At 30.8% G+C, this 13,288-nt stretch carries 19 protein-coding genes; 3 read left to right on the forward strand and 16 right to left on the reverse strand.

Annotated features, from left to right (window positions below):
* Positions 1–137: 137 nt before the first annotated feature.
* The gene (locus tag LV89_RS24990) at positions 138–380 is read right to left on the reverse strand and encodes a hypothetical protein (RefSeq protein ID WP_146199262.1); all 243 of its coding nucleotides are present in this window, start codon (positions 378–380) and stop codon (positions 138–140) included.
* Positions 381–2,024: 1,644 nt separating this feature from the next.
* Between LV89_RS24990 and LV89_RS24390 the strand changes: the two genes are divergently transcribed.
* The gene (locus LV89_RS24390; protein ID WP_109745607.1) at positions 2,025–3,044 is read left to right on the forward strand and encodes a replication initiation protein; all 1,020 of its coding nucleotides are present in this window, start codon (positions 2,025–2,027) and stop codon (positions 3,042–3,044) included.
* 20 nt (positions 3,045–3,064) lie between these two features.
* Here LV89_RS24390 and LV89_RS24395 read toward each other — a convergent pair whose 3' ends face one another.
* The 4 genes from LV89_RS24395 to LV89_RS24410 are packed head-to-tail and all read right to left on the reverse strand — an operon-like array spanning position 3,065 to position 6,639.
* Entirely contained in the window at positions 3,065–3,355 is a 291-nt protein-coding gene (locus LV89_RS24395; RefSeq protein ID WP_146199263.1) for a hypothetical protein, read from the reverse strand.
* A 31-nt stretch (positions 3,356–3,386) separates the two neighbouring features.
* The gene (locus tag LV89_RS24400; protein ID WP_109745609.1) at positions 3,387–3,749 is read right to left on the reverse strand and encodes a hypothetical protein; all 363 of its coding nucleotides are present in this window, start codon (positions 3,747–3,749) and stop codon (positions 3,387–3,389) included.
* Positions 3,750–3,760: 11 nt separating this feature from the next.
* Positions 3,761–6,232: a relaxase/mobilization nuclease domain-containing protein gene (locus tag LV89_RS24405; protein ID WP_109745610.1), complete on the reverse strand. Its 2,472-nt coding sequence runs from the start codon at positions 6,230–6,232 to the stop codon at positions 3,761–3,763.
* A gap of 2 nt (positions 6,233–6,234) precedes the next feature.
* Positions 6,235–6,639 (reverse strand): hypothetical protein, encoded by a 405-nt coding sequence (locus tag LV89_RS24410; RefSeq protein WP_109745611.1) that lies wholly within the window; start codon positions 6,637–6,639, stop codon positions 6,235–6,237.
* 195 nt (positions 6,640–6,834) lie between these two features.
* Here LV89_RS24410 and LV89_RS24415 point away from each other — a divergent pair, with 195 nt between their 5' ends.
* Positions 6,835–7,089, forward strand: a complete 255-nt coding sequence (locus LV89_RS24415) for a hypothetical protein (RefSeq protein ID WP_109745612.1) — start codon at positions 6,835–6,837, stop codon at positions 7,087–7,089.
* On the forward strand, positions 7,070–7,630 hold the full coding sequence (locus LV89_RS24420; RefSeq protein ID WP_146199264.1) for a hypothetical protein: 561 nt from the start codon (positions 7,070–7,072) through the stop codon (positions 7,628–7,630). The genes LV89_RS24415 and LV89_RS24420 overlap by 20 nt, the downstream gene beginning before the upstream one ends.
* A 58-nt stretch (positions 7,631–7,688) precedes the next feature.
* On the opposite strand, the gene LV89_RS24425 is transcribed toward LV89_RS24420, so the two are convergent.
* The 11 genes from LV89_RS24425 to LV89_RS24475 form a co-directional block, all read right to left on the reverse strand.
* Positions 7,689–7,868: a hypothetical protein gene (locus LV89_RS24425; RefSeq protein ID WP_109745614.1), complete on the reverse strand. Its 180-nt coding sequence runs from the start codon at positions 7,866–7,868 to the stop codon at positions 7,689–7,691.
* Entirely contained in the window at positions 7,865–8,200 is a 336-nt protein-coding gene (locus LV89_RS24430) for a hypothetical protein (protein ID WP_109745615.1), read from the reverse strand. The genes LV89_RS24425 and LV89_RS24430 overlap by 4 nt, the downstream gene beginning before the upstream one ends.
* Before the next feature lie 237 nt (positions 8,201–8,437).
* Positions 8,438–8,944, reverse strand: coding sequence for a hypothetical protein (locus tag LV89_RS24435; RefSeq protein WP_109745616.1), 507 nt, complete (start codon positions 8,942–8,944; stop codon positions 8,438–8,440).
* Positions 8,945–8,946: 2 nt separating this feature from the next.
* The gene (locus LV89_RS24440) at positions 8,947–9,129 is read right to left on the reverse strand and encodes a hypothetical protein (RefSeq protein ID WP_109745617.1); all 183 of its coding nucleotides are present in this window, start codon (positions 9,127–9,129) and stop codon (positions 8,947–8,949) included.
* A 14-nt stretch (positions 9,130–9,143) separates the two neighbouring features.
* Complete coding sequence (locus LV89_RS24445; protein ID WP_109745618.1) at positions 9,144–9,356, reverse strand: DpnD/PcfM family protein; 213 nt, start codon at positions 9,354–9,356, stop codon at positions 9,144–9,146.
* A 68-nt stretch (positions 9,357–9,424) separates the two neighbouring features.
* Positions 9,425–9,559, reverse strand: a complete 135-nt coding sequence (locus LV89_RS25890) for a hypothetical protein (protein WP_262509885.1) — start codon at positions 9,557–9,559, stop codon at positions 9,425–9,427.
* A 270-nt stretch (positions 9,560–9,829) separates the two neighbouring features.
* Complete coding sequence (locus LV89_RS24450; RefSeq protein ID WP_109745619.1) at positions 9,830–10,156, reverse strand: single-stranded DNA-binding protein; 327 nt, start codon at positions 10,154–10,156, stop codon at positions 9,830–9,832.
* A gap of 586 nt (positions 10,157–10,742) precedes the next feature.
* A complete protein-coding gene (locus tag LV89_RS24460; protein ID WP_109745621.1) occupies positions 10,743–11,159 on the reverse strand; it encodes a hypothetical protein in 417 nt (138 codons plus the stop codon).
* A 485-nt stretch (positions 11,160–11,644) separates the two neighbouring features.
* On the reverse strand, positions 11,645–12,187 hold the full coding sequence (locus LV89_RS24465) for an antirestriction protein ArdA (protein ID WP_109745622.1): 543 nt from the start codon (positions 12,185–12,187) through the stop codon (positions 11,645–11,647).
* A 158-nt stretch (positions 12,188–12,345) separates the two neighbouring features.
* A complete protein-coding gene (locus tag LV89_RS24470) occupies positions 12,346–12,729 on the reverse strand; it encodes a hypothetical protein (RefSeq protein ID WP_109745623.1) in 384 nt (127 codons plus the stop codon).
* Between the two features lie 234 nt (positions 12,730–12,963).
* Positions 12,964–13,288, reverse strand: a 325-nt coding sequence (locus tag LV89_RS24475; protein ID WP_310588786.1) for a transposase, incomplete at its 5' end; no start/stop codon positions are given.

Genomic DNA, 13,288 nt, shown 5'->3' on the forward strand with positions numbered 1-13,288 from the left:
ATAGCCCAACAGATAGAATTTGTCTAATGATGGAACGAAATACAACATAACAACGACTCCAATACCTTGTACTGTACCGCCCACATTAGCGCTGTATTGTCTGCGTACCATAGAAATTTGATGACTATAACGTTTATCTAATACAGTGTCAATTCCATTACGGCATCAAATATCAAGTACCCATTAAGGGGCAGACAACCAGATTCTGAATGAAGTTTTTCAAACAAACTTTTTTCATCAACAGGATAAGTACCTAAATATCGGGTTAATTTATCGTGGCTAATGTTTTCAACGATATCCGATAAATTAGTACAGGTGAAATTTTGAAAACTTTCCTGCAAATAATGACAATAAAGGTCTCGAAAAGATTGATAATTCATAAAACAACTCGTTATTTTAGCCAATATACAAGTTTATCGCATTGAAACCATTTTTTGCGTAAGTCATAACTCATTTGAAATATGGAAACTATTTGTCTTTGAAACATAACTATTGATAAAAGAATCTCAAAATAGCTATTTAAATAGGCTGAGAATCAGTTAATCGGGATTTTTGTTAAACTGAAAAATTCTAAGGAGGGCATGTTTTTATTTATTTTTCTTTGGTTGCAACCATCATAAGAGTAATCATAAGTACGAGTAAAATTATCGGTGGCACTCAGCTATTTTTGACTGTCAATATTTCCATCAAAGTATCCCAAAATCCCTTCTTCATAACCTAATTTGAAACTAAATAAACGCCGTTGGTTAATACAGAAAACTCATCGCTTTGGCGGAATTTGCCAGAATGGAAAGAGAAACACTTACAGAGCGAATTTTCTCAAGCACTGAAAACATCTTGGGCGACCCCTAATGCGAGATTGAACTAAATATGTAATCAAGAACGGTTAAAGGGAGTTTTTTTAGAAATAAAAACTGGTCAAGAATACAATTAAATGGCTGATTATTAATACCTTATAATATAAGGGGAGTTTTTTTAGAAATATCTACCTATCAATCCATTTGAAGTTTCATCACTACAAATTGCCTTCTAAAGCCATAAAGGGAGTTTTTTTAGATTAAATACTTAAAACATACATTCATTAATTAACTGATTATTAAATACTTACAACCTAAAGGGAGTTTTTTTAGAAATATTTCCCTAACAATCCATTTGAAGTTTTATCACTACAAATCGCCTTCTAAAGCCATAAAGGGAGTTTTTTTAGATTAAATACTTAAAACATACATTCATTAATTAACTGATTATTAAATACTTACAATATAAGGGGAGTTTTTTTAGAAATCCTTATAGGCATTATGAAAACTCTATTTTACCTTTATTTCAGTTAATTGTATAGTGCCTATTTATATTTCAGAACCATAAGGGGAGTTTTTTTAGATTACATAACTAAAACATATATTCATTAATTACCTGATTATTAATAACTTACAATATCAAGGGGAGTTTTTTTAGAAATATCAAAATCTTTAAAGAATACATCTTTATTATCAATTCATTAGTAATTTTATTAATGTAACTTGTAGTTGATGACTATAAGGGGAGTTTTTTTAGAAAAAGTTAGTATTAATATTTCTCATAAAAATCTGAATATTAGATACTTATATTTATAAGGGGAGTTTTTTTAGAAAAAAGAGTCTTTATTGTTTTTATTCTATATCGTTTATTAATAAGCTGAGTTGAGGTTCTATCAGAATGCTTCTATAATATCCCGAAAATGAAGACTAAAGAGAGTTTTTAGCAAGCTATGAGACAAATACTTTTATTTTTAGTAATTCTACTGATTGATTTTTAGATTTTTCAAATAAAATTTGATTGATTTAGAGAGCTGTAAGTAATTCATAATCAATCATTTATGAGCTGTAAGGGGAGTTTTTTTAGATTTAAGGGGAGTTTTTTTAGATACTTAACCCATTTAAGGGGAGTTTTTTTAGATTTAAGGGGAGTTTTTTTAGATTTTTTTTCCTTATATTTACATAAAATTTTAATTTTTATATTTATATCAAATATAAAATATCAAACGCATGAAAAAAACAGATAAAAATATAGTTTCAAGTAGTGAACAGATTGAAATTGGATATCAAGAACAAAAATATATTGAGCATAGAGCAAATAATTATTTGCCTCAAAAATTAGTGATTAGTCAAATTGATTTTACAAGAGTAGAGCAAAAACTCTATGAAATGTTTGTCAATCAAATAAATTACGAAAATTTAGACCCAAGTCGTGGCTTATTAGTTAAAATTCCCCTCCATTTCGTTAAACAGTACATGACAGTTGACCAAATAAGAGAGACTACGGGAAAAATGATGGAGAAAAAAATAACACTTTTTGACGTAAACCATCCTGAGATTGAGTTTAGACATTTAAACATATTCCACGAAATCAGTTACAATGATAAACAAAGCGGCGTGTTAGAGTTTAAATCTACTGCTGCTATTTCTGAATTACTATTTTTAGGTAAGCAGTATGCAAAATATGATTTTCTCACTGTTCTTAAATTTAAACACTCCTATTCAACATTACTTTACAAACTGTTAAAAATTCATATTGGACAGAATAGATATAACTTTGTTTATTCAATTGCTGAATTAAAAAAGTTGCTAAACGTTTCAGAAAATATTTACAAAAATTTAAAGGATTTTAAAAAATATGTTCTGAATACTGCAATGAATGAAATAATAAACTCGCCGACACATCCAATTGATTTTGAATACTCTCATTATGGTAATAAAATGAGAAATGTCACACACCTGCAATTTAAAATTAAAACGGTTTTTGATTCTATTAAAGCGGAGCAATCAGAATTTTTAGAAGCTGTTTCAATCAATCCTAAATCGGTTTTAGCTAACATTCACAATATTTTAGTAGAGAAATATCAGTTAAAAGAAAAAGAATTAAACATAATATTAAATAATGATGAACACATTGATAGATTTGTGACACTCCACATTGAATTTGAAAACGGTTTACATTCAAAAGTAAAAAATAAAACCGCTTATATGCTTGCGTGCTTAGGCTTAGTCAAGAAAAAACAGAAATAATCGCTTGTTATTACCCATATTTAATATTTCTTGATGTGATTAAACTGTTGAATAGCAAGAATGCTATCTACTTTTTGGAGAAGGTATGCTATATTATTAGTGTCTTCCAATTTTTTGAAATACAAAGTAGTGTTTGAGTTATCAAACATGATATAACCTCGTTTAGCATCTCCAATAAATTGTACTTTTCTACGTTTTCTCATACTGTCAAACAACTTATTTGCTTCTTCCAATTTACCCTTCATTCCTGACGTTTTTTCTTGTATCCTTTCATAAAGACTGTATCCAAAAACGGCGATAACAAGAACCATAATAATTATTTGTAGTGTTTTAAAAAATGTCTTAATCATGAGGAAAATATTGCTTTAGATAGGTTTCTGTGTCATTAAAAAGCTGTTCACTTATGCTACCGTCTGGATATATAAACATACTCAGCGGAAATATCTCGAATCCATAAACAACAAAAGCAACGGTTTCAAGGCGAAAGTTTAACTGATTCACATAACTGGTTCTGTATGTGATTATCATTTCAACTTGTGAATCTTCAATAGTAAAGCCAATTGTATATCGTAACTTTTCTAATATTTGTGCTTCTGTTAATTTCACGGGAGAAACTTGCCCTCCTTCATCTTCTGAGTTTGTCAAAAAGCCAACGATAATTTCAAGCTGCTCGGTTGTTGGTGTAAATTGTTCTTTGAATTTCATTTTGGGTTTAGTTAAAGTGTTTTGCCTTGTCTTCTTAATTTATCTTTACGTTTTTCTTCGTTTGAGCGAATATCTTGCTCTCCGTCTTTTCCCTGCATTTTTGCGTGTCCACTTTGAGAAATTTTACCTTGCATCAGTTTTTTTATATCTTCCCAAAACTCACCTTTATCCTCTGCTCCTACATTTTGCTGTACTTCTGGACTAATTTCTTTTCTATGAGATAAATCCTTCTCCTGCCTCGTTTGATGTGCTTGTACACGATTAAATTGGAGAAATTCACGTATATCTTTGTTAGAGATTTTTTTCTCTTCAGAGAGTTGGTTGATTTGGCTTAAACTAAATCTTTCGTTATTGCTTAATTCTGCTCTGTTCAACATAACAGTACGAGTATTATCAAAATAATCTCTGCTGATTTCATGACTTTCTCTATCTGTCGAATAAAAAATCTTTTCCTTAAAATTTATCTTTTTACCATCTTTGGATTGAAAGGATTGATTCTCCTCTCCTACCAAAATTCCTGCATCTCGGTACATGATAAAGGCTAAATCTGATGAACACGTGGCGAATTCTAATCCCTTAACTAATGCTTCTCTAATATTGTTGGCTTTGCTTTTATTTAAAGTATTACAGACTCCTTTGAAAGAAAAATGATTAGCCTTTTCTTCTTTATTTTTTAACTCATAATCATAAATATGTTTCGCTGGATTATCATTATGGAAATATTTTAACTGCTTATACTCAATTAAATTTCCATCATTTTTCAAGAACTTTTCTTGAATTTCAATACTCCAACCTTGTAAATTCAAGTCTTTTGAAAATTGTTCAAAATTTCCATTTTTGATTAAATTTTTCTCTTGCAAAACACCCAATATATCCGTAAGAAGCTCGTTTTTAAGTTCTTTTCGGGAGACAAATTTCCCATCGTTCAAACTCAAATTATACTTTAAGTTGGGTAAATTAATATCCTCTCCTAATTCTTTACTATTAAAAACGGCATTACCACTTTTGAACCGTAAAACCTCAACATTTTCGCCAGTCTCTTTATCTTTAAAATTAGTCAGCAGCAAATCAATGCCATCTTGTTTCAAATTATGGCTCAGTTCTGTTAAATTTCCCGAAATAATTGCTTTTTCTTTAATCGCTTCGATGAATGAGTGTTTATTGAAGCTCTGCTTTAAATTGGTTTGATTAATGCTCTCAATCTGATTTTTAAGTCCTCTTAAACCATAAGGATTATACGTTGCGTTGTTTTGTTTTAATTCGGTATCCGCTATTTTAAGACCCTCAGCTGATTGATAAACCACTTGAATATAATCAATTTCTTTGCCTTCAGAATTTTTAAAAATTTTATTCTCTAATTTCAAATTCCAGCCAAATTCCTTTAAATTATCTTTAAAATTTTCAAAAGATAGTATTTCCTGATTTGATAATTGCTCAAGGGATACTTTTATTGATTCTTTTAGTTCTGATTTTTTAGCTATTTTACTCACCCATTCTTTTTTGCCAAGGTTAAATCTCACATGATTCATGGAGTAATCTTCCCCTAAATCTCTTTCTTTTATAAAAACGCCCTCATACTTGAATGCTAAGGCATTATTAACAAGCGATACACCCATTTGAGCCTTAGAAAGCCTTTCGTCTAAGTCTTCTAAATTATGAGCTTTAAGGCATTCACTTTGAATCGCCATTTTCAAGGTTAAATATGAGTCTATTTTACCAACCTTCTCCTGGTTATTTCTTTTCTCAGAAATCCGCCTTTCGAGACTCTTTAACGAATATTCTTTACCCAAAGCACTACCCTTAAACTGCACGCCTGAGTAATTATCAATAAAAGTAATTCCTCGCTGAGTGAAGGATTTAATACCAGATTTTAAAATTTCATGCTGCAACTTTTTAATGTCATTTACCCCATCGGCAGTTAGTGCAGTATCAATTATTTTTTTTAAACGAGTGAGATGTTTATCTGTTCCACTTTCTCCAATACCTTTAATTTCTCCAACTTTTTGAAGATTATGCCTTTCATGAATATATTTAACAAAGTCATTTAATTTATAATAATCATTACTATCATTGACCATTACTTTACCTTCATTATTGACGATATTACCAACAAAATGAATGTGTAAATGCTTGGTGTCTTCATGCTTTACAGAAAGCCATTGACTAAACCCAAACTCTCTTGCAAACTCATTACTAATGTCTTCTAAAACTTCATCATTGGGTCGTTCGCCATTAGGAAAAGAGAATATCTGATGATAACACGGTTTTTCTACTTTACTATTTTTTGATGCTTGCTCCTTCATTGAAGCACTAATTTTATTACTATCAATGGATTTCAAATTAAAATTATTCCCGATTGTATAGTGTAACAAATCATCTGAACAACCAATAAATTTTCCTCGCTGCTCTCCCTCTACTTCTTCTAAAATGTATTCCATTCTTTGACCAAAGCCACCACTTCTTTTTGCTTTTTTAGCTATCATTTTTATATTTTAGATTTTAAAATATTTTGGTAGATGTTAAATATTTCATTCCGAAATTGTCTTGCAGGGTCATCTTCTGAATATTTATTACCATCTATATCATGGCTATTTAAAAACAAATCAAATCTTTCTATTGCCTCGTCAATCTTGTTATAATACAAATGACCTTTTTGAAGTTCAAGCAACTGTTCAGAGGTACTATCTAATATTTTCCTAATCTTATTACTATCATCTAAAAATTGTTTTTCCTGCCATAATGTAATTGTTTTTCTTGAAGCTATCATTTTAAATTGACTCCCTAATTTTGCAATCTCTGTTAAAATGGCTTGTATCTCATTTGGTAAATCGACATTTCTAAATGCCACAAAGGGTTCATCAAGTATTTTCTTAATTAAGAATTTACTCATACTCAATGACGGTGATATTTTGTTTTTAATTTCATCAACGTTAATTCTTTCTTCTATTGTAAACCTTAGTGGAATAATTACGTCACGTCTATCTTTTTCATCCTTTATAGGGCGACCATTTTCTTAGTTTTATCTTTTATTATTCCAGTTTCTGGAAATACCGCCACAAAAGCAACTTCAAACTATGCTAAATTGATGTTCAATTTATTAGCAGACTTTTTCAAAATTTATATCGTAGAAAATGTCGAATTAACAGATAATGATTCATCTATCGAAATAGAAAACATTTTAGGTGTTGAAGCCCAAACAATAAAGTTTGGAAATACCGAAGGAGACACCGAAAGAGGTAAAAGGGTTGTAAATATGATTAAAGAAGGTAAATCCGCTACGACACTCAATATACTCACCAGAGGGAAAATGAGAAATCTTCTTGAACCGCTTAATTTCTAATGATACGATGGACGAGTATAAAGTAAATATTGAGAATTTGGATAGATTCATCAGTGCATTTCATGCTCAAACTGGTACAAGATTAGACCGTGATTTAGCACTCCTTTATTTTGAAATTACGAAAGATAGAAAGGTCGTTATTGAGAGTGTAAATAATTCAAAAAATACTGTTGAAGCTTTTATCAAAAATGAGAAGTCATTTCAAGAAAATATTTTGAAGGAAATCATTGTTCTACAAAAGGGAATAGAAAATTTGAGTCTAAAAACCGATGAAAAAAAAACTTCTTTGTCCTCCCTCCTACTTCGTGTGCATCATAGATTAGGAACATCATCAAAAATTATTTTCGGTAGCTTATTGGCAGGGTTTTGTGGTCTAATAGCTTTTTTGACTTATCATATTTATCTTGATTTTGAATCTTTGAAACAGCATCAAGAATTTTCAAATTCAATTGAAATGGTCAATGGTAAGCAATACCAAGCGATTAAATTAAAGAATGGCTCTTACGTAAAAAAACGAACATTGTACATTCCAATAAAATAGTGTTTCCCAAACGCCCCCTTTGTCCTAAAAAAGTAGCTAAATGAATAGCTGCTTTTTTTTATGCGTAAATCCAACGTTGAAACTCAACCGAATTAAACTTCACTTTTGGTTGGTCAATTAAGCCAATTTGGGTTGCCTTCATTAAGGCTTCTTGCTTGTTGTGGGCGGTTACAAGTGTGTAGCCATTTTTATTGTTAGGAGCTTCGTAGTAGGCACGATATAATCTTATCTTTTTCATGAATTAACCGTTGAAAAATGTTTTTCATTAGAAAAAGAAATAATGCCTTTCACTCCTCCGTCTTGCCCGTTATTTTTAATCAAAAAATCATTGATTTCCTCTAATTTTATGGTATCCATCTGAAAAGAATTAAAGCCGTGAAATCTTAAATGCCAAGAGGTTTGATGTCCATTTTGTTTTGATATTTTCCCGTCTCCAGATTTTAAATTTAACTCTATCCATCTTTTGTCAGATTGCAAATAGACAATTTCACCGCCAGCGTATGGATATAATGTAAACTCTTGTTCGGCTCTCATATTAGCCACTTTTAAATTAAAAGATTTGGATTGCATGATTTTTTAGGTTAAAATGATGTTTAAATTATGCAAGCGGACACCATGCCCGCTTGCATAATCCCTTTCTATTTTCTTAATACAAAGATAAGACACACAAATCCACCTAATTTATATAACAAACTGATAAACAAACACTTAACCCAATTATAAAATCATAAAATTTCCCCTTTGTAAATAGAAAATTCCACACAGAAAATTTTCTATGTGGAATTTATGATTAATAAATTAGGTGAATTAGCAATCATCAAAAACCAATTGCCAATACTGCTTTCTTAAATATTCAAATGAATAACTACCATTGCCATTCAGTCTTATTTTATCTTTCTCTACATCAACTTTACAAATACATAAAGGATATGTCCCTTGATGCCAATTATCAGAATCGTTACAATAATTCATCGCTCCCTCAAAAGTGGGATATAAATAATCTTCTCCGCTTCCATCTTCTTTAAGAATATGGAAATTCCAAACTCCATACATTTGCACAACATTGGGTATCTTAACATCTTTTAGAGGAATACTTAAATCAACTCTTAATGGTTGTTTATCCTTATTAAAACATTCAATTTGAAATAATATCGTTTCAATATCATTTGACTTACAGATGTTATTTTGTAGATTAAAAATCAAATTATCTATGCTGCTTTTTTCATTAGTAGAAAAACTCCACTTTTCTAACTCTTTGACAATTAGGCTTCGTTGAGCATAAATATTTTCAATAGATTTCAATAGGGAACTCATATTTAATTTGGTAAGGGATTAAGATTACAGATATTTTGTAGTTTGATTAAGGTCAAATAAATATGTTTGTCGGGACGACTTTCAAGTTTTTCAAAACGTCTTTTTTCATCAGGCAAATAAAAGTCTAAGATTTCGGCTATTAAAATTTTAGCTTCAAGGCTAAGCGTTTGTTTTAGATTTTCCATGTTTTAATTAAAATTTATAACGAATAGATAGTCGCTGATTCAAAATGTATATCATTTGTTACATCAGTAAATTTAGTCAGACAATAGTCACTTGCTGAAAGGACAAAATCTTCATCTGCTTCTTGATACTTATCTGTAACAAATCCTTTCGCTTGGTCAGCAGTTTCGGCTTCCACTCTAAAATGTTTAGTGGAAGTCTCTTCAATTTCAATGACAAATATTGGCATCTTTTAATATGAGTTTATTGTTCAATTTATGCAAGCGGACACAATGCCCACTTGCATAAAATCTTTATTTATTCTGCTTTTTTTATCTCTAAAAAACTGATAGTTTCAATGGCAATACTAAACTTTGTAATGCCTGTTTCACCTGTAATGGTGGACACAGAGCCAATACCTAAATTCCCTTCGACAACAACCTGATTTATCATAATTATATTTTGTTTATTTAGACTCTTTATTTAGGTGGTCTATTTCCCCTTTTCTTACTATAAAGGTACAACAACCACCTATCAATTATCAACACAACCATCTGTTAACCAAATACTTAAACCCAATTAATAAAAAATTAAATTTGTCCCCTTTGTAAATAAAAAATTCCACGCAGAAAATTTCTACGTGGAATCCGCAATAAAAAAACAATATAAAACCAAATTGATTTTATACAAGCGGACACGATGCCCGCTTGTATAAAATCTTATTTATTCAGCTTTCTTTGTCTCTAAAAAATTGATAGTATCAGTGGTAATAAAAAGGCTTCTGATAGTTTTATCATCTTTCTCGTAAACATTTTCCTTTAAAGAACCTGTAACAATTACCCGAACTCCTTTTAACAACTTTTCTACCATCCATTTAGGTAATCCCCAGCCTTCGCACTTAACCCAAGTGGTTTGTTCTTTTTCTTCTCCAGCTTTAGTTTTGTATTTAACCGTATTGGCAATATTAAACTTAGTAACGGCTGATTCTTCTGTGATGACAGAAATAGAATCAGCACCCAAATTTCCCTCGAAAACAACTTGATTTATCATGATTTTATTTAATTAATTAAGGTATATTTAACGATTACATTTTCTTGTTTTTACTCTATAAAAATACAAAAAAAACACTAACAAACCAACAATAACTCACTGATATTCAAATATTTAATTTTAAATTTAGCAGAATTTTATTTTTTTGCAAAATATAAATAATTGCTATCGCAAAAGACATAAAATAAACATATCTGTTACCCATAAATTCAATTATTAATTAATATAACCTCATAAGAATTTCCCATTCCAGCATGAACATCAATAAGAGTTTTACCATTTTTAAGTAAATTATTTTTCGGACTTATATACTTATTAATGCAAAACCTCACCCCCGACCCCTCTCCGATGGAGAGGGGAGAAAAAAGCGGAAGAATGCTCCCCTCTCCATCGGAGAGGGGCTGGGGGTGAGGTTTTTAGGACTTGCATTAATAAGTATACAGTTCCGTTATTTTCTATATCCTTTGAATAAAATTCGCTACTTTGTTTCCTCACTTTGGGCAAACAAAAAGCTACAAGTTCTTCCAATTTATTACCTCGAATTTCATAATGATTTTGAGCGAAACGCTGAGGAGAATGTTTAATATCAACCATTATTATTCTTTTTAAATATCTCGTATTCTTCCAAGGTCATGAATATCATTTGAGGTTCTTTTGCTTCTTTGGGAACTTGCTCTGGTGAATAAAAGGTAATAAACTGCTTGACTTCCTCAACTGTTAAAGTGCTTGAAATATCTTCCCCTGATTCATCAAATCCTAATAAAAGCCCACTACCAGCATAAAATTGCCCTTTCCCATTTATTTTGAAATACCCTTCAACTTTATCTTCTGCCACTAATAAACCTTCATCATCAACGTAAATACCCGAATTTTCCGATAAGTGAATAATATCTACAATTTGACAATTGAGTAATTCATAGATAGGCGTTAAACCTCTTAAAATAGTTTTTTCAGAAATTATTTGATTCTTAACATCAATAAATATTCCTTGAATCTGTTTCATTTTGTTATTATTTTATATTGATTTTGATGATATAAAAATACAAAATAGACACACCACAAAAACAACAAACAATTGATAATCAAATACTTAACCCCATTTCTAAAAAATAACACAGCCCCCTTTGTTGTATCATTAATATTACTAAACAATCAACTGAAAGGCGATTTTTAGTAGTATTAAGAAACCTTGCGATTGAAAGCGTGGGAGAACAAGGCTTGCTTCATTTTATGAGGCTGCTGTAACGAAATGGAGCTTGCGTAATGAAGTGAAAGATGCCGACAAAATGAAGTGGGTCTTGTTCGTGCGTGGGGCGTGAGCATATCTTTAACCAATAAACATAATTCGAGAAACGCCCCCTTTGTAACAAAAATATCCAAGCGGACACGATGCCCGCTTGGATATTATTACGGGTAAAAATGCAAAAAATCAGGTTTGTTTTCTAAGATTTGGAGCTTAATTAATTGCTTTTTTCGATTGGAGATGAATTAATAATTCAAGGTAAAAACATATTCATTTACAGAGGTATAATAAGCAGTGAATAACATTTGTGAATATCTATGGAAATCAAAATAGCCATGTAAATTTTCGTCCATCCCTTTCAAAATCTCATGCGACTCCACGTATTGATGCGTAAATTCTAATTCCGTATCAAGGAAAAGTGAAGAAGGAGGGTATTTACCTTGAAAACTGGATTCAAAACTCTTTTTCATACTATCAGCATTTGACCATCCGTAATAGACATCTGATACAAAATAATTAAAGGCTTCAATCATATCATTGTCCATACTTTCAATCGCTTTCAGGTAGTCAAATACTTTTGTAATATTTGACTCTGAATATAAAACTCTTGGAAAATTCTCAAAATCCTGATACATAAATTCGGGTGATGATTCATCTTTATGTAGCTTTTTACAAGCTTTCAAAAATGCTTCTTTATTTTCAAAATTTGATAATTCAAGCCAATCCCCTTTAATTGACCCCATCGAATATTTATCATATGTACCTACGTAAACTCTTGGCTTTTCCATTGATTAATTTGTTGTTTTGATACTATAAAAATACGTCCAAACAGGCTTAATTAAGCATTTTAGCCACTTCTTGTCAAATTATCCAAACCCATTTCGTTCAAGTAGCAAAAGCCCCTTTGTAACAAATAACTGCAAGCGGACACAAAGCCCGCTTGCAGTTAGTCCAAAAGCATTTTCTCAAAATCTGCTTCGTAAACAACCCAACCTTTACCAAATAATCCCTCATCAGTGAATTGCAAAACGCCGTTCATAGGTTTAATAATTTTTATTGTTTTCTTGATATGCTCAAAGAATTTGTCATCATCTATTTTGGTAAAAATTTTATAAATGAGATGATACAATTTGAAAAATAACTTAGGGTTATCATCGGTTAACGGTATGTCGTAACTTAAGCCGTATCTGCTTTGAGGAATATTCCAGCAATGATTTAAGGTGACAAATAATATCTTATTCTTATAGCAATAATTCTCTAAATACGATTTTGCCTCGTATTTATCTTCACAATTTATTAAAGCTGAAGTAATGATTTCAAAATGGTTCATGTGTATTTCGGAGCGATTAATTACTAAAAAAGCCAAAGCTGAAAATTAGAATATTGTTCATCGTGGATAAAATCTAAATCTCTATCCTCATCCCACTGCAAGCCTGTGAACAATTCAAAATCTTCACCATAACCCTTACAAACCACTAAAAATTGATTCTCTGAAAAGTATCTCGACAGAAAAAGCAAAAAACGAACTAAATATCTATTAATATTAACGTGAACTTTTCAGATTTCAAGCGGCTATCAATCCATTATATTGCTTCAAAGCTTTATGAGTCTGAATAGAAACTTTTGGTTTTCTTTGATAAAAAGAGTAGGCACACATAGCCGCCAACATATGAGTAAAAGCATTTAAAGCCGACCTATGGCGAGTATGTTCTAAGTCTAAAACACCCTTTTGAAGTCCAATAACCGTTTCAATAATGGGTCTTTTTTTTGCCATTTTTTTAGCCTCATCAGGCATAAATTTTTGGTTTGACTTTTGGGTATTATTACGAGGTTTAGCAAAGAAATCTAATGTTCCATCATACTCAATAAAGTCCATTTTTGCTTGGCTC

The sequence above is a fragment of the Arcicella aurantiaca genome (genome assembly GCF_003148625.1).
Lineage (GTDB): Bacteria > Bacteroidota > Bacteroidia > Cytophagales > Spirosomataceae > Arcicella > Arcicella aurantiaca.